This window comes from Aequorivita sp. Q41 (assembly GCF_039831855.1).
Lineage (GTDB): Bacteria > Bacteroidota > Bacteroidia > Flavobacteriales > Flavobacteriaceae > Aequorivita.
In genome coordinates, this window is record NZ_JBDPMS010000001.1 from 1,492,978 (window position 1) to 1,511,093 (window position 18,116).

Below are 18,116 nucleotides of genomic sequence, written 5' to 3' on the forward strand. Positions count from 1 at the left end.
CCGCTATTTTCTACGTTCAGGTTTTAAAATAAATGCGGAAGAAAAGTTTTTCTGTATTTCAAGAAGTGCTCTATCAGCTTCAATACGAGAGGCAAAATTCCCCGCCCAAACTTTGTAGTTTGGGGTTTCATATTCAATCGAAGCGGGCCAATTGCTATAACTCCCTTTGTATTTTCTTAATATTTGGTTTGCTTTATCCAATTCGCCATAATATAACTGTATGGTATAGCCATCTGATAATTCACGTGTTTTTTCAAGTTCTTTTTTCAAATCGAGCAATTGTGTGATTTTTGCATCTTGATTTACCGTTAAAGTGGCACTTTGCGCAAAACTTTTGCTAGAAATAAAAATTAATAATGTGCTGGCAATAAAAAGCTTGGAAAAAATAAGTGGATTCATGTATATTTATATTTACTGCAAATGTAAAACTTAATAACTTCGTGAAGTGCGAAAATATTATTTAGAACTAATATAAATTAATAGTTAACACTTTGTTTGCATTTTCAAAATCGACTTTATAATGTACTTTTGTGGCTTTAATTGTGGCACAGAGTAAGCTTTGAAATTACAATTATTCGTAACTAATTCTGTTCCAAACTATCGACCATAATTTAACCATTAGTATGAAAAAGGTGAATTTTATACATCTACGCTCAAAATTGCCACTTCTTTTGTTAGTGTTTTTACTAACTTTTTCAACTACCCTATATTCTCAGGATACAGCTGCGCCGTCAGCTGAAGTTTCTGCTGATGCTGGTGGAGATGTTGCTGCGGGAGAAGCATTGTTTAAATCAAACTGTGCTGCGTGTCATAAACTCGACAAAAAAGCTGTTGGCCCAGCATTGCGCGGTATAGGTGCAATGCATGACAGAGATTGGATGTACAAGTGGATTAAAAACAGTTCTGCGTTAATTGCGTCTGGCGATCCTGTTGCTGTAAAACTTTTTGAAGACAATAATAGGTCAGTGATGACTGCGTTTCCTGCGCTTTCTAATACTGATATCGATAATATTCTTGCTTATACAGATCAGCCAAAAGCTGAGCCTACGCAAACGGTGGCTACTACAACTACAACTGAGTCAACTGGTGGTGGGGTTTCAAACGGATTAGTGCTTGGAGCTTTAGCGGTTATTTTCTTGTTATTGGTTATTATGCTTTTCTTGGTAACAAACACGCTAAAGAAAATTGCTGAAGCCAATGGCGTTGTTTATGAAGAAAAAGAAAAGCGCACTCCTATATGGAAAGCGTTTGTTCAAAACCAGTTTTTAGTTTTGGTTTTTTCACTTTTCTTAATTCTTTCTGCGGGGTATTTTGCATACGGTTATATGATGCAAGTAGGTGTTGATCAGGGATACGCTCCGGTTCAGCCAATTCATTTTTCACATAAAATACATGCTGGTGATAACCAGATAGATTGTAATTTCTGCCACAGTTCTGCTAGAAAAAGTAAAACTTCGGGCATACCTTCATTAAATGTTTGTATGAATTGTCATAAAAATATTTCAGAAGTAGCTCCAGAAACTGCAACGGAAGATCATTCAAAAGATTTTTATGATGGCGAAATCGCCAAATTATACAAAGCGGTTGGCTGGGATGCTGCCGAACAAAAATACACTGGAAAAACGGAGCCTGTAAAGTGGGTTCGTATTCATAACTTACCTGACTTTGCGTACTTTAACCACTCACAGCACGTTAGCGTTGCTGGTGTTTCTTGTGAAACTTGTCACGGAGAAGTTAAGGAAATGGAAATTGTTGGTCAGTTTGCGCCACTTACCATGGGATGGTGTATCGAATGTCACAAAGAAACCAATGTTAACTTGGGAGGTAATGAATATTACGCCAAAATACACGAAGAACTTTCTAAAAAGTACGGAGTTGAAAAATTAACAATCGCCGAATTAGGTGGATTGGAATGTGGCAAATGTCATTATTAATAAAATTTTAAAGGAAAATTACAGATAGCAATATGGCATCAAACAAGAAATACTGGAAAAGTGTTGAGGAGCTGAACGAAGACAGCGCAATTGTTAAGACGCTACAAGAAAATGAGTTTGTAACAGAAATACCTACAGACGAATTTCTTGGCAATAAAGAAGCGTTGGAATCATCTTCAACCACACGTCGTGATTTCTTAAAGTACGTGGGCTTTACTACTGCAGCAGCAACTTTGGCTGCTTGTGAGGGTCCCGTAGTTAAGTCAATTCCTTACGTTGTTTTACCAGACGAAATAGTTCCTGGGGTAGCAAATTACTATGCTTCAACAATGGCCGATGGTTTTGATTTCGCCAATATTTTGGTGAAAACACGCGAAGGTCGCCCAATTAAAATTGAAAGAAATGACTTAGCCGAAAACGGTGGAAGTGTAAATGCACGTGTGCATGCTTCGGTTCTTTCTTTATATGATAAAAACAGATTGACCAATCCAATGTTGGATGGTGCTGAGGCTACATGGCTAGAATTTGACACGGCTGTAGCTCAAAAGATGAATGAAATGGCTGGGAAGGACATAGTTCTTTTAACCCAGACGTTTGCAAGTCCATCTACTTCAAAATTAATTTCTGAATTTACTGCTAAGTATCCAAACATACGTCATGTTGTTTATGATACTGTGTCGTGTTCAGGTGCTTTAGATGCATTTCAAAATAAATACGGAACCCGTGCACTGCCAGATTACGATTTTTCAAAAGCTGAAGTAATTGTTTCTGTTGGGGCAGATTTCTTAGGTGATTGGCAAGGTGGAAGCTATAGCAAAGGCTATGCACAAGGTAGAATTCCGAAGAATGGAAAAATATCACGTCATGTTCAGTTTGAAGCGAATATGACTTTATCTGGAGGTAAGGCAGACAAACGTGTTCCTGCTACACCTTCACAACAAATACAAGTTTTAAAAGCATTAACTGGAGGAAGTACCTCTGGTTTGCCAGAACATATTGCTGATGCTGCTACTAAAGCAAAAGCACAACTTCAAAAAGCTGGAAGCAAAGGGTTGTTAATAACTGGTTTGTCTGATGTTGAGTCTCAAACATTAGCTTTAAACTTTAACGCTAGTAATAATAGTGCTGCAATGGATGTTAACAAGCCGTTGCTAACTAGACAAAGTAGTGCCACTGAAGTAATGAGCGTTGTTAATGGTGTTATCTCTGGCAGCATCAAGGGGTTGATTACAGTTGGTGTTAACCCAGTTTATTCATTGCCGAACGCTAAAGAGTTTGCGGAAGCATACAAGAATCTTGAAATGACGCTTGCTTTCGCAATGAAACAAGACGAAACTGCTTCAATGGCAAAAATGGTTGCTGCAACTCCTCATTATTTAGAATCTTGGGGCGATGCGCAAATTAAAAAAGGCACTTATAGCCTTACGCAGCCTACAATCCGTCCGTTATTCAATACACGACAATTTCAAGACAGTTTATTGCAGTGGACAGGAAACACACAAAACTATTACGATTATATAAAAGAAAACTGGACGAACTCAATGTTGTCTGGTGGTTCTTGGAATCAAGCACTTCATGATGGTTTTATCAGCAGTGATGTTGAGATGACTATGGAAGAAGTAAAACCAGCTGCAGGAGTATTGGAAGATGCTACATCGCACGGTGCGCTTTCTTCATTTTTACAAGAAGGAGGTTATGAGCTTACACTTTATACTTCAACAGGATTGGGAGATGGGCAACAAGCCAACAACCCATGGTTGCAAGAATTTCCAGATCCATTAACGAGAGCATCTTGGGATAACTATCTAACAATTTCGGCTGCAGATGCTGAAGCTTTAGGTCTAGAAAATACACATGTTTCAAACGGAGCTTTAAACGGAAGTTATGTTACCATCAAAATGGGGAATGTAGCGGTAGAAAAAGTTCCAGTAATTATACAGCCAGGACAGGCAAAAGGTTCTGTTGGTTTGGCATTAGGGTATGGTAAAACCGCTGCAATTCAAAAAGAAATGCAAACCGGTGTTAATGCGTATCCATTATACCAAAACTTCTCATCTATTCAAAAAGTGAATATTGAGAAAACTAGCGGAGAACATGAATTCGCTTGTGTTCAGTTGCAAAGTACAATGGCTGGGCGTAGTAATGATATTATTAAAGAAACTACGCTTGAAGTTTTTAATACAAGAAACAAAGAACACTTTAATGCTGTTCCTGTAACCGATTACGATCACAGTCCGCTTTCGGTACGTGATGAAAAGGCTGATATTTGGAGTCCTTTTGATACTACCGTTGGGCCACACTTTAACCTTTCAATAGATTTAAATTCTTGTACAGGTTGTGGAGCTTGTGTTATAGCGTGTCACGCTGAAAATAACGTTCCAGTTGTTGGGAAAGAAGAAGTAAGAAAGTTCCGTGATATGCACTGGTTGCGTATTGATAGATATTATTCTGCAGGAGAAACCTTCAAAGAAGAAATAGATACGCTCGAAAATCTTCCTGCTTTTGATAGTTATAAAGCAGTTGAAGTACCAGCCTATGAAAATCCTGAGGTTGCATTTCAACCCGTAATGTGTCAGCACTGTAACCACGCACCATGTGAAACTGTTTGTCCTGTTGCGGCAACATCACACGGACGTCAAGGTCAAAACCAAATGGCTTACAACCGTTGTGTGGGTACACGTTACTGTGCCAACAACTGTCCTTATAAAGTACGTCGTTTCAACTGGTTTTTATACAGTGAAAATGATGAGTTTGATTACAACATGAACAATGACCTTGGAAGAATGGTGCTTAACCCAGATGTGGTGGTTCGTTCGCGTGGGGTTATGGAAAAATGTTCTATGTGTATTCAAATAACACAAAAAACAATTCTTGATGCGAAGCGTGATGGAAGGGCAATTAAAGATGGTGAATTCCATACAGCTTGTTCAAGAGCTTGTGATACTGGCGCAATGACATTTGGAGATGTAAACGATAAAGATTCCGAAATCTTAAAGTTGAAAAACGACGATCGTATGTACCATCTCTTAGAAAACGTTGGTACTAAACCAAATGTTTTCTATCAAATGATAGTTAAAAATACCTCGGAAGCATAAAAATTTTAATCAAGAACCAATTATTTAAGAATTAAATATGTCGTCACACTACGAAGCACCTATAAGAGAGCCTTTGGTTCTGGGAGAGAAGTCCTATCATGACATCAGTGTAGATGTTGGGGCGCCCGTTCTGGGAAAGGCCAATAAATCTTGGTGGATTGTATTTACCATCGCCCTGATAGCATTTTTGTGGGGATTGGGTTGTATTATTTACACCGTCTCAACCGGTATTGGAGTTTGGGGATTGAACAAAACCATTGGATGGGCTTGGGATATCACAAACTTTGTATGGTGGGTAGGTATTGGTCACGCAGGAACACTGATTTCAGCAGTACTTTTACTTTTCCGTCAAAAATGGAGAATGGCTGTTAACCGTTCTGCAGAAGCAATGACCATTTTTGCGGTTGTGCAAGCAGGGTTATTCCCTATTATCCACATGGGTCGCCCATGGTTGGCATATTGGGTACTTCCAATTCCAAACCAATTTGGGTCGCTTTGGGTAAACTTTAACTCACCATTGCTGTGGGATGTATTTGCAATTTCAACTTATTTATCGATATCATTAGTGTTCTGGTGGACAGGATTGCTTCCTGATTTTGCGATGATTCGCGATAGGACTAATAGCCCATTTCAGAAAAAAATATACGGCATTCTTAGTTTTGGATGGAGTGGACGTGTAAAAGATTGGCAACGTTTTGAAGAAGTTTCCCTTGTCTTGGCAGGTTTGGCAACTCCGTTGGTACTTTCTGTGCACACCATTGTATCGTTTGACTTTGCTACTTCGGTAGTACCAGGGTGGCACAGTACTATCTACCCGCCATACTTTGTTGCGGGAGCGATTTTCTCTGGCTTCGCAATGGTGCAAACGCTACTTATTATAATGCGTAAAGTTTCAAACCTTGAAGACTATATTACAGTGCTACATATTGAATATATGAACAAAGTAATCTTGCTAACGGGTGGTATTGTTACTGTAGCATACCTAATCGAATATTTTATCGGTTGGTATTCTGGAGTGCCTTATGAAAACTATACCTATCTTTCTTTTGGTGCCGCAACTGGTCCATACTGGTGGGCATTCTGGGCATTGATTATTTGTAACCTTATTGTGCCCCTAACACTTTGGGTGAAAAAATGGAGAAGAAATATTGTTTGGACGTTTATCGTAGCGCTTATTATAAACATAGGAATGTGGTTTGAGCGATTTGATATTATCGTTATCGACTTAAGTAAAGATCGATTAACATCTACTTGGGCAATGTTTGAACCTACATTTATAGATATTGGAACGTTTATGGGAACCATTGGTTTCTTCTTTGTGCTCTTCCTTCTTTATGCTCGTACTTTCCCAGTTATTGCACAAGCAGAGGTAAAAACAATTCTGAAATCTTCAGGAGAATCTTTTAAAAGATTACGTGCTGAACATGGGGATGACTGTAGTCATGTGCCTGCAGGAGCAGTAAGTGCTAGACCCACTGCAAAAAAGACTAATGTTGTTGTAGAAAACAATGAAGTTGACTTGGTGTTACACAGCGAAAAAATAGAAAGCTTGCTTAGCGGCATTGGAGCTTTTGATCCAACAACTCAAAAACAAGATGATTTAAAGAAGATTAGTGGCGTAGGTCCAGTTATGGAACAAAAACTTCACCAATTGGGAATCTTTACTTTTGAACAAGTAAGCAAAATGACCGATCGTGAATACGATTTGTTGGACGAGATAATTAGTGATTTCCCTGGAAGAGCCAAACGTGATGATTGGGCTGGTCAGGCACTAACGCTAAAAAACAAAAACTAATTATGGCTTCAAAAAAGATACACGCAATTTATACGGATGACGACCTGTTGATGCAGGCTGTAAAACAAACCCGTGAGGCAAATTATCATATTTCAGACGTGTTTACTCCATTTCCTGTTCACGGTTTGGATCACGCAGTGGGATTAGCACCTACACGATTAGCAATTACTGCCTTCCTTTATGGATTGGTTGGGTTGAGTGTTGCTGTTACCATGATGAATTTTATGATGATTCAAGATTGGCCTCAAAATATTGGTGGTAAACCTAGTTTTACTTTTTACCAAAACATGCCAACCTTTATACCAATTATGTTTGAGCTTACAGTATTTTTTGCCGGACATTTAATGGTTATTACTTTTTATATGCGAAGTAAGTTATGGCCCTTTAAGAAAGCCGAAAATCCAGACCCTCGTACGACTGATGATCACTTTTTGATGGAAGTTGATGCTGATAATCACGACCTTGAAATGCTTTCGAAATTTTTATACGACACAGGCGCATCAGAGATTAGTTTAATTGAAAATGAGCAAGACCACTAATATGAAAACATTGAAAAACATAGCGATTGCAATTTTTGCCTCTGTAATTATGGTTTCTTGTTTTAACGATAAAAAACCAAATTATCAGTACTTTCCAAACATGTACGAGCCAGTAGGGTATGAAACCTATGGTGAATACGAAGTGTTTCCAGGACAACAAGCAGCCATGATGCCAGCTGAGCATTCTATACCACGTGGTTTTAAGCCTTATGATTATGAAAATACTACTGCTGGATTGGAATTAGCAAAGGCTGAACTTAAAAGCCCATATAAGGTAACCAAGGAAAATCTAGCCGCAGGAAGCCAATTATATACCGTTTACTGTGCAGTTTGTCACGGAGATAAAGGGGATGGAAAAGGAATTTTAGCAACTCGCGAAAAATTTCTTGGAATTCCAAGCTATGCTGATCCAGGAAGAAATATTGTTGAAGGTGGTGTTTATCACGTAGAAACATATGGTTTAAACTCCATGGGGTCTTATGCTTCACAAACCAATGAGAAAGAACGCTGGCAAATAGCAATGCACGTTATGGATTTAAAAGCAGCACTTAATGGAGAGCCAAGTATTTTGGAAACATCAGATGCTACTGCAACAGACGATAACGCTAAAGGTGAAATGACTCCTACTGAAGCTACTGTAGCTTCAGAAATGGATCCTAAATAAAGATTTTAAAAGAGAATAGCTAAAGATATGTATACGCTACCAAGAAATTTAAAACTGTTTTCTATTGTTCTAATAGTCCTAGGACTTGTAGGAATAATCTTCGGGTTTTTAAACACACCGAAAACCATAGACGATGTTAAAAAAATAATGGCCGAACAAGAAGGTCATCACGGTGAAAGCCATGCAACCACTGACCATGAAGATGATCATACTGCAAATTTTGTTGATGTAGCGCGAGGTGAAGAAGGATATTCTGGAGCAGCAATGGAACATGCTACAGATTTAAAAGCAGAAGGCCATGGTTCAGCTTCACACGATGAACACGTTTTACATCAAATGCAAACAAGACCTTGGTCTGCAACTTTTGTAGCAGCATTTTTCTTTATGATGCTTGCGCTTGGGGCATTGGTTTTTTATGCAATACAGTATGCTTCACAAGCAGGTTGGTCTCCCGTTTTGTATAGAATTATTGAAGGAATTACAAGTTATTTGTTGCCAGGTTCTATAATTGTATTTTTAATTGTGGTATTTGCCGGCACACACTTTTTTCCATGGCAAAACGAAGAATTGGTAGCTGAAGATAAAATACTTCAAGTGAAAGCAGGTTATTTAAACTTCCCATTCTTTGTAATTCGTGCAGTAATTTATCTTTTAGGATGGAACTTATACCGTTACTTCTCAAGAAAGAACTCACTGAAACTTGCAGAATCAAATACCTATGAGCCTTACAAAAAGAACTTTAAAGCTTCTGTATTGTTTCTAGTATTTTTCTTAGCAACGGAAGCTACTATGTCTTGGGATTGGTTTATGTCTATGACGCCACACTGGTACAGTACCCTTTTTGCTTGGTATATTTTTGCAAGTATGTTTGTTTCAGCAATTACAGTAATTGCTTTGGTGACAATTCATTTAAGAGGAAAAGGGCTTATACCATTTGTAAGTGATAAACACCTTCATGATCTTGGTAAATTTATGTTTGCATTTAGTATTTTCTGGACTTACTTATGGTTTGGGCAGTTTATGCTAATTTGGTATGCAAACATTCCTGAGGAAGTAACGTATTTCATTATAAGAATCCAAGAATATAAATTGTTGTTTTTCGGAATGCTTATTCTTAATTTTGTATTCCCTATTCTAGTATTGATGAATAGTGATTATAAAAAGATTCCTTGGTTTGTTGTTATAGCTGCTGTATTTATTTTGGTAGGACACTATATAGATATTTTCTTATTAGTGATGCCTTCAACAGTAGGACATAACTGGGGCTTTGGAATCCCTGAAATAGCCGCTTTGTTATTCTTTTTAGGTTTATTCATTTTTATTGTTGGACGAGGACTAGGGAAAGTTCCATTAAGACCGAAAAATGATCCATTTATTAAGGAAAGTGAAAACTACCATTTTTAATCATTTAGTTTAAAGAAGATATTTTAAGATGACCGCATTTCTAGTTGTATTAGTAATTATTCTTTTTGGAATCTCTGTTTGGCAAATGAACAGGATTTTCCAATTGGCAAAAATAAAGCCATCTGTCAATTCTGAAGTAGCTTCAGATAAAGACAACAATACTCAAGGTTACTTGATGATGGGCTTTTTAGCTTTTATGTATATTCTAACCATTGTTACCTTTTGGCTTTGGGGAGATGTTCTATTACCTGAATCAGGTTCAGAACATGGTACTAGAATAGACAACCTAATGTTGATTTCGATGATTGTAATTTTCTTCGTTGGAATCCTTACCCAATGGTTATTGCATTATTTCGCTTTTGTATATCGTGGAAATATTAATAAAAGAGCAACTTTCTACGCAGATAACGATAAACTTGAATTTATTTGGACGATAATCCCTGTAATAGTACTTGCCGGACTTATTATATACGGCTTGTTTACTTGGACTGATATCATGAACGTAGATAAAGACGATGACCCGTTGGTTGTTGAGCTTTACGCGCAGCAGTTTAACTGGAAAGCACGTTATAGCGGTGCAGATAATACTCTTGGTGATGCCAATGTTCGATTAATTGAAGGGATTAACCAATTAGGAGTTGATGCATCAGACCCAAATAGTAAAGATGATAAAGTTGTAACCGAACTTCACTTGCCAGTAGGTAGAAAAGTTTTATTTAAAATGCGATCACAAGATGTGCTTCACTCTGCATATATGCCACACTTTAGAGCCCAGATGAACTGTGTTCCTGGTATGATTACTCAGTTTGCTTTTACGCCAACCATTACCACCGAAGAAATGAGGAATAATGATAAGATAGTGGAGAAAGTGGCTAAAATTAACCAAATTAGAAAGGATAAAAGTAAAACTCTCATTGCGAATGGGGAAGAAGCTTTAGAGCCTTATGAATTTGACTACTTATTATTATGTAATAAAATATGTGGAGTCAGTCACTATAATATGCAAATGAAAATTATAGTAGAATCTGAAGAAGATTATAATGCTTGGTTGGCAGAACAGCCTTCCATAGAAGAACAACTTAGCAAAGAAAATCAATAATATTAGCTTAAAAAGATATGTCAGCAAACGCACAGGTCCACGCAGTAGAAGATCATCACGATGACGATCACGGGCATCATCATAAAGAAACATTTATAACCAAGTATATCTTTAGTACAGATCATAAAATGATCTCCAGACAATACCTTATTACAGGTTTGTTTATGGGAACTATCGGTATCTTGATGTCACTTCTTTTTCGCCTTCAATTAGCATGGCCAGATCATAAATTCACCATTTTTGAAATTTTCTTAGGAAAATGGGCGCCAGATGGAGTTATGGATCCAAGTATTTACCTTGCATTAGTAACAATACACGGTACCATAATGGTATTCTTTGTATTAACTGCAGGTTTGAGCGGAACATTTAGTAACCTCCTTATTCCCCTGCAGATTGGTGCACGAGATATGGCCTCTGGATTCCTAAATATGGTTTCGTATTGGTTGTTCTTTTTATCGAGTGTAGTAATGTTAATGTCGCTATTTGTTGAAGCTGGACCAGCTTCTGCAGGATGGACTATTTACCCTCCATTAAGTGCATTGCCACAGTCTATTCCAGGTTCTGGTGCAGGTATGACGCTTTGGTTGGTATCTATCGCAATTTTTATTGCTTCGTCACTTTTAGGGTCATTAAATTATATTGTTACAGTTATTAATATGCGTACTAAAGGAATGTCTATGACAAGACTTCCATTAACTATATGGGCATTCTTTGTAACTGCAATTATCGGGGTAGTTTCTTTCCCTGTATTGTTTTCTGCAGCGCTTATGTTGATAATGGATAGAAGTTTTGGTACTTCATTCTTCCTTTCTGATATCTATATTGCGGGTGAAGTATTACACCATCAAGGAGGTTCTCCAGTATTGTTTGAACACCTTTTCTGGTTCCTTGGTCACCCTGAGGTTTACATCGTAATTCTTCCTGCAATGGGAATTGTTTCTGAAGTAATGGCTACAAATGCTAGAAAGCCAATTTTTGGTTATAGAGCGATGGTTGCTTCTATACTTGCAATTGCATTTCTTTCAACGATAGTTTGGGGTCACCATATGTTTATTTCAGGAATGAATCCATTCTTGGGATCAGTATTTACCTTTACAACATTATTAATTGCAATCCCTTCAGCTGTAAAGGCATTTAACTGGATTACAACACTTTGGAAGGGAAACCTGCAAATGAACACTGCCATGTTGTTCTCGATAGCCTTCGTTTCCACATTTATTACAGGTGGTTTAACAGGGATTATTCTTGGGGATAGTGCCTTAGATATTAATGTTCACGATACGTACTTTGTTGTTGCTCACTTCCACTTGGTAATGGGTATCTCTGCACTTTATGGTCTTTTGGCAGGTGTCTATCACTGGTTCCCAAAGATGTTCGAAGGTCGGATGATGAACAAAAAACTGGGGTATATTCACTTCTGGGTTACTGCTATAGGTGCCTATGGTATTTTCTTCCCAATGCACTTTGTGGGTATGGCAGGATTGCCACGTAGATATTATACAAATACGAATTTCCCATATTTTGATGATTTAGCAGATATAAATGTGGTGATGACTATTTTTGCAATCTTTACAATTGCTGTTCAGGTTATCTTTTTATACAACTTTTTCCACTCTATTTTCTTCGGAAAACGTGGGCCTCAAAACCCTTGGAACTCAACAACACTAGAATGGACTGCTGAAATGAAACACATCCACGGAAACTGGGCTGGTCCAATTCCACATGTACACCGTTGGTCTTATGATTATAGTAAGTTAAACAAAGACGAAACAGATTATGTAATCCCAGGACAGGATTTTATTCCGCAACACATTCCGCTTCAAGATAACGAAGACGAACTGGATCATTAACAGTTTAAACTATATATTTAAAAAAAGCCCTTTCATTTTTGGAAGGGCTTTTTTATTTGCATGGGGGTTTTTATTATTAGGTCTTTAATTTTATAGCTACAGTCAAAAAGTATGGTTCGCTTTTTAAAGTAGCTTCCAAAGGATTACTATATTTGTAATATGAATGAAAACCTCGATCCAACAGGAGAAAACCTTTCACCCCAAGAACTCGATCTTGAGAGAAAACTCCGCCCCCTTAGTTTTGATGACTTTACTGGGCAGGATCAGGCATTGGAGAATCTTCAAATTTTTGTGCAAGCAGCAAATTTGCGGAGTGAAGCGTTAGATCATACACTTTTTCATGGCCCTCCAGGTTTAGGAAAAACCACCTTAGCATATATTTTAGCAAATGAACTTAATGTTAACATACGGGTTACTTCTGGCCCTGTATTAGATAAGCCAGGCGACCTTGCAGGGTTGCTGACTAACCTCGACGAACGAGATGTGCTTTTTATTGATGAAATACATCGGTTAAGCCCTATTGTGGAAGAATATCTCTATTCGGCAATGGAAGATTATAAGATTGATATTATGATTGAATCCGGTCCAAATGCACGCTCGGTTCAAATCAATCTCAATCCTTTTACTCTTGTTGGTGCTACTACACGTTCCGGATTATTAACGGCGCCAATGCGGGCTCGTTTTGGTATTTCATCCCGATTGCAATACTATACCACCGAATTGCTTACTACAATTTTACAGCGAAGCGCAGGAATATTAAATGTGCCAATAACAATGGAAGCAGCAATCGAAATTGCTGGCCGGAGTCGAGGTACTCCGCGAATTGCAAATGCGCTTTTGCGTAGAATTCGTGATTTTGCACAAATAAAAGGAAATGGTAAAATTGATATTGAGATCGCAAAGTACGGTTTAGACGCTTTACATGTTGATGCTTTTGGGTTGGATGAAATGGATAATAAAATACTTTCAACCATTATTGAAAAATTTAAAGGAGGTCCAGTTGGAATAACAACAATTGCGACCGCAGTATCTGAAAGCCCGGAAACTATTGAAGAAGTTTACGAACCTTTTTTAATTCAACAAGGTTTTATAATGCGTACCCCACGTGGACGCGAAGTAACTGAAGCAGCATACAAGCATCTGGGGAAACTGAAAGGACCTAGTCAGGGCGGACTTTTTTAAACAGAAATGTCTTCTCGAATACAGTCGAAGCCTTAAAAAATGCTTCATCCAAGTGTCAGGCTGAGCGCAGTCGAAGCCTTAAAAAATGCTTCATCCAAGTGTCAGGCTGAGCGCAGTCGAAGCCTTAAAAAATGTTTCATCCAAGTGTCAGGCTGAGCGCAGTCGAAGCCTTAATGAATGAAAAACCATGATGTATTATTGCTACTATGTCTATATATTAAAATGTTCAGATAACTCGTTTTACACAGGGATAACAAACGATCTTTCAACAAGATTTGACCAACATAAAAAAGGGTTGAATAAAAATTGTTACACATATAAAAGAAGACCTTTGGTATTGAAATTTCACCAAGAATTCAATGATGTGTTACAGGCAATCTATTTTGAAAAGAAACTTAAGGGTTGGACTAAAGCAAAAAAGCAAGCGTTGATTGATGGAGACGGAAAAATGCTCCAAATTTTATCTGAATGTAGAAACGCCACACATTATACGTATAACCCAAATGATAAAAATGACACGAACAACTAAGCGCTTCGACTGCGCTCAGCGTGACATTCACTATTAAAAAATTGAATTCAAAAAATAAATATACCCAGCTTATCAAAACCGAAGCCAAACGCCTCGGTTTTCTTTCCTGTGGAATAAGTAAAGCGGAATTTCTAGAAGATGAAGCGCCACGGCTAGAAGATTGGCTTAAAAAAAATAGAAATGGTGAAATGGCGTATATGGAAAACCATTTCGACAAACGTTTAGATCCCACAAAGCTGGTTCCCGATTCTAAAAGTGTTATTTCGCTTTTACTAAATTATTTTCCTTTAGAACAACAGACTTCCGAAAGCTATAAAATCTCAAAATACGCTTACGGCACCGATTATCACTTTGTTATAAAGGATAAATTAAAGCAATTAATGCATTTTATTTCAGAAGAAATCGGGGAGGTTCACGGCCGTGCTTTTGTAGATTCCGCGCCAGTTCTTGATAAGGCTTGGGCTGCAAAAAGTGGCTTGGGCTGGATAGGCAAGCACAGTAATTTGCTTACAAAACAATTAGGCTCCTTTTATTTTATTGCAGAATTAATTGTAGATCTCGATTTAGAATATGATTCTCCCGTTACGGATCATTGCGGTAGTTGCACTGCATGTATAGACGCCTGCCCCACACAAGCTATTGTTGCAGATAAAGTTGTGGACGGCAGTAAATGCATTTCATATTTTACAATCGAATTAAAAAATGAAATCCCTGCTTCTGAAAAAGGGAAATTTGAAGATTGGGTGTTTGGGTGCGATATTTGTCAAGATGTTTGCCCCTGGAATCGATTTAGTAAACCCCATAATGAACCACTTTTTAATCCAAATCCGGAAATACTTTCAATGACCAAGAAAGATTGGGAAGAAATTACAGAAGCGGTTTTTCAGAAAATATTTAAAAATAGCCCCGTAAAAAGAACCAAATTTTCAGGCTTGCAGCGCAATATAAAGTTTGTGAAAGATTAGCAGTTTATATTTCTTCATTTAAGTTAACCTTTTATCTTTGTTAGTTATGCTTTTTGAAGTTAAAAATGGCATAGGAACATAATACTAAAATCAGAAATATGAGTAAGCAAAGCAGACGACGCGAGGCATTATTATATCACGCTAAGCCAAAACCGGGTAAGATTCAGGTTGTTCCCACTAAGAGTTATTCTACACAACGAGACCTTTCATTGGCGTATTCCCCTGGGGTAGCCGAGCCTTGTCTTGAAATTGAAAAGGACACAAACAATGTTTATAAATACACCAATAAAGGGAATTTAGTTGCAGTAATTTCTAATGGTACGGCTGTTTTAGGATTAGGAAATATTGGTCCCGAAGCCTCTAAACCAGTGATGGAAGGAAAAGGCTTGCTGTTTAAAATTTTTGCAGATATAGATGTGTTTGACATTGAAGTAAACACTGAAAATATAGATGAGTTTGTTGCAACGGTAAAAAACATTGCACCAACCTTTGGTGGAATTAATCTGGAAGATATAAAAGCACCTGAAGCCTTTGAAATTGAAAGAAGACTGAAAGAAGAGTTGGATATTCCTGTAATGCACGACGATCAACACGGTACTGCAATTATTTCTGCAGCTGCTTTATTAAATGCTTTAGAAATTGCTGGAAAAAAAATAGATGATGTATCAATAGTAATTAGTGGGGCAGGGGCGGCAGCTGTTTCGTGTACCCGACTTTATAAAGCCTTTGGTGCTAAATCAGAAAATATTGTGATGCTGGATAGTAAAGGCGTAATCCGTAGCGATCGCGAAAGTCTTTCAAAAGAAAAAGCTGAATTTGCTTCACATAAAAAAATAGATACTTTAGAGGAAGCAATGAAAGATGCTGATGTTTTTGTGGGGCTTTCAGTAAAAGATATTGTTACACCTTCCATGCTGGAAAGTATGGCGCCAAACCCAATTGTGTTTGCTATGGCAAATCCAGACCCAGAAATTGAATATGATTTGGCTATAAAAACCCGTAAGGACATTATAATGGCAACAGGGCGTAGCGATCATCCTAACCAAGTTAATAACGTGCTTGGTTTTCCATTTATTTTTAGAGGAGCACTGGATGTTCGGGCAACAAAAATTAATGAAGCAATGAAAATGGCTGCTGTGAAAGCATTGGCTGAGCTTGCAAAAGAGCCTGTGCCAGAGCAGGTTAATATTGCCTATGGTGAAACAAAGCTTAACTTTGGTAGGGAATACATCATTCCCAAACCCTTTGACCCTCGCTTAATAGCCACCGTTCCGCCTGCTGTAGCAAAAGCTGCAATGGAAAGTGGGGTAGCCACTACCGAAATAACCGATTGGGGAAAGTATCAAGATGAGCTTTATGAAAGAATGGGGAGCGATAATAAAATTATTCGTTTGCTGATTAATAGAGCAAAGTTAAACCCAAAACGAATTGTTTTTGCAGAAGCAGATCATTTAGATGTGCTAAAAGCAGCACAAATTGTTTACGAGGAAGGCATCGGGATTCCTGTTTTATTAGGAAGAAAAGAAATAATTCTCGACCTAATGAAGCAGATTGATTTTGATGATGACTTAGAAATAATAGACCCTAAAAGTGATGAGCAAACAGAAAAACTTCAGCGATATGCCCAAAAGCTTTGGGAAAAGAGACGTAGAAATGGAATTTCACTTTATACAGCTGAAAAACTAGTTCGTGAGCGTAATTATTTTGCGGGAATGATGCTGAGTGAAGGCGATGTGGACTGTATGATTTCTGGGTATGCTCGTTCGTATCCAACAGTTGTAGGGCCTGTTTTTGAAACCGTAGGGAGGTTTGAGGGCGTGAGTAGAGTGGCAACTACCAATTTAATGCTTACCAAGCGCGGCCCTTTATTTATTTCTGATACTTCAATAAATATAGACCCAACGGCAAAGGATCTTGCTAAGATTGCGCAAATGACCAATTATACCATGAAAATGTTCGGCTTACAGCCTGTAATTGCAATGATCTCATACGCTAATTTTGGATCTTCCAAAGATCCACATGCTACAAAAGTTCGTGAAGCTGTAGATTTGCTTCATAAGAGTAACCCAGACATGATAGTAGATGGTGAATTGCAAACTGATTTTGCTTTAAACCCTGAAATGCTTCAGAAGAAATTCCCGTTTTCAAAATTAGCGGGTAAAAAAGTAAATGCACTTATTTTTCCAAATCTTGATTCTGCAAACAGCAATTATAAATTATTGAAAGAGCTAAATAATGTTGAATCAATAGGTCCGATTATGTTGGGAATGCGTAAACCAGTTCATATTTTACAATTAGGAGCAAGTGTAGAAGAAATAGTGAATATGGCTGCCGTTGCCGTTGTAGATGCACAGCAGAAAGAGAAGCGAGTTCGAGAGCAAGCAAAGGCGTAGTTTTGCCTAATATTTTCACAAAAACCGCAATGGCGATTGTAAATAATTATGCTATATTTGAGCCTTTAAGTTTCCGTTAACATATGATAACCCATATACAGGGCAGACTAGTTGAAAAAAACCCAACAGATGTAGTAATAGATTGTAATGGAGTAGGGTACTTTATCAATATTTCGTTGCATACATTTTCCGAACTCCCCGCCGGTGAAAATGTTAAATTGTTTACTCATTTGCTGGTTCGTGAAGATGCCCATATTTTGTATGGTTTTTCTAGCGTTGCGGAACGTGAAATATTTAGATTGTTGATTAGCGTTTCTGGAGTTGGAGCCAGCATTGCAAGAACAATGTTATCGTCTTTAGCGCCAGAACAAGTGCTAGATGCCATTGCAACTAACGACCTACCAACAATCCAATCAGTAAAAGGAATAGGTGCCAAAACTGCGCAGCGTGTGGTTTTGGATTTAAAAGATAAGATTTTAAAAGTGTACGGTTTGTCGTCTATTTCTACAGGAACAAGCAATACGAACAAAAATGAAGCGTTATCTGCTTTGGAGACCTTAGGTTTTGTTCGCAAACAATCTGAAAAAGTGGTAGAGGCCATTGTCAAGGATAACCCGCAAGCGTCTGTAGAAATGATCATTAAACAAGCTTTAAAAAATTTGTAAAA

General features: G+C 37.8%; 14 protein-coding genes. 13 read left to right on the plus strand and 1 reads right to left on the minus strand.

Going from position 1 to position 18,116, the window contains the following annotated elements:
* Positions 1–3: 3 nt before the first annotated feature.
* A complete protein-coding gene (locus ABJ955_RS06880) occupies positions 4–399 on the minus strand; it encodes an SPOR domain-containing protein (RefSeq protein ID WP_347373859.1) in 396 nt (131 codons plus the stop codon).
* A gap of 224 nt (positions 400–623) precedes the next feature.
* Here ABJ955_RS06880 and ABJ955_RS06885 point away from each other — a divergent pair, with 224 nt between their 5' ends.
* The 13 genes from ABJ955_RS06885 to ruvA all read left to right on the plus strand — a co-directional run bounded on the left by ABJ955_RS06885 (position 624) and on the right by ruvA (position 18,114).
* The gene (locus ABJ955_RS06885) at positions 624–1,934 is read left to right on the plus strand and encodes a c-type cytochrome (RefSeq protein WP_347373860.1); all 1,311 of its coding nucleotides are present in this window, start codon (positions 624–626) and stop codon (positions 1,932–1,934) included.
* 32 nt (positions 1,935–1,966) lie between these two features.
* Positions 1,967–5,029: a TAT-variant-translocated molybdopterin oxidoreductase gene (locus ABJ955_RS06890; RefSeq protein WP_347373861.1), complete on the plus strand. Its 3,063-nt coding sequence runs from the start codon at positions 1,967–1,969 to the stop codon at positions 5,027–5,029.
* 37 nt (positions 5,030–5,066) lie between these two features.
* On the plus strand, positions 5,067–6,824 hold the full coding sequence (gene nrfD / locus ABJ955_RS06895) for an NrfD/PsrC family molybdoenzyme membrane anchor subunit (protein WP_347373862.1): 1,758 nt from the start codon (positions 5,067–5,069) through the stop codon (positions 6,822–6,824).
* 2 nt (positions 6,825–6,826) lie between these two features.
* Positions 6,827–7,363 carry a DUF3341 domain-containing protein gene (locus ABJ955_RS06900; protein WP_347373863.1) on the plus strand — a complete coding sequence of 179 codons (537 nt, stop codon included), beginning with the start codon at positions 6,827–6,829 and terminating at the stop codon, positions 7,361–7,363.
* Complete coding sequence (locus ABJ955_RS06905; protein ID WP_347373864.1) at positions 7,347–8,027, plus strand: cytochrome c; 681 nt, start codon at positions 7,347–7,349, stop codon at positions 8,025–8,027. Before ABJ955_RS06900 ends, ABJ955_RS06905 begins: the two co-directional genes overlap by 17 nt.
* A gap of 27 nt (positions 8,028–8,054) precedes the next feature.
* Complete coding sequence (locus tag ABJ955_RS06910; protein ID WP_347373865.1) at positions 8,055–9,431, plus strand: quinol:cytochrome C oxidoreductase; 1,377 nt, start codon at positions 8,055–8,057, stop codon at positions 9,429–9,431.
* 28 nt (positions 9,432–9,459) lie between these two features.
* A complete protein-coding gene (locus ABJ955_RS06915) occupies positions 9,460–10,530 on the plus strand; it encodes a cytochrome c oxidase subunit II (RefSeq protein WP_347373866.1) in 1,071 nt (356 codons plus the stop codon).
* A gap of 17 nt (positions 10,531–10,547) precedes the next feature.
* A complete protein-coding gene (locus ABJ955_RS06920) occupies positions 10,548–12,380 on the plus strand; it encodes a cbb3-type cytochrome c oxidase subunit I (RefSeq protein WP_347373867.1) in 1,833 nt (610 codons plus the stop codon).
* Between the two features lie 159 nt (positions 12,381–12,539).
* Positions 12,540–13,562 carry a Holliday junction branch migration DNA helicase RuvB gene (gene ruvB, locus ABJ955_RS06925; protein WP_347373868.1) on the plus strand — a complete coding sequence of 341 codons (1,023 nt, stop codon included), beginning with the start codon at positions 12,540–12,542 and terminating at the stop codon, positions 13,560–13,562.
* Between the two features lie 190 nt (positions 13,563–13,752).
* The gene (locus ABJ955_RS06930) at positions 13,753–14,091 is read left to right on the plus strand and encodes a GIY-YIG nuclease family protein (RefSeq protein ID WP_347374373.1); all 339 of its coding nucleotides are present in this window, start codon (positions 13,753–13,755) and stop codon (positions 14,089–14,091) included.
* Between the two features lie 41 nt (positions 14,092–14,132).
* Positions 14,133–15,056: a tRNA epoxyqueuosine(34) reductase QueG gene (gene queG, locus ABJ955_RS06935; RefSeq protein ID WP_347373869.1), complete on the plus strand. Its 924-nt coding sequence runs from the start codon at positions 14,133–14,135 to the stop codon at positions 15,054–15,056.
* Positions 15,057–15,154: 98 nt separating this feature from the next.
* Positions 15,155–17,449, plus strand: coding sequence for an NADP-dependent malic enzyme (locus tag ABJ955_RS06940; RefSeq protein ID WP_347373870.1), 2,295 nt, complete (start codon positions 15,155–15,157; stop codon positions 17,447–17,449).
* Positions 17,450–17,532: 83 nt separating this feature from the next.
* A complete protein-coding gene (gene ruvA / locus ABJ955_RS06945) occupies positions 17,533–18,114 on the plus strand; it encodes a Holliday junction branch migration protein RuvA (protein WP_347373871.1) in 582 nt (193 codons plus the stop codon).
* The last annotated feature ends 2 nt before the right edge of the window (positions 18,115–18,116 follow it).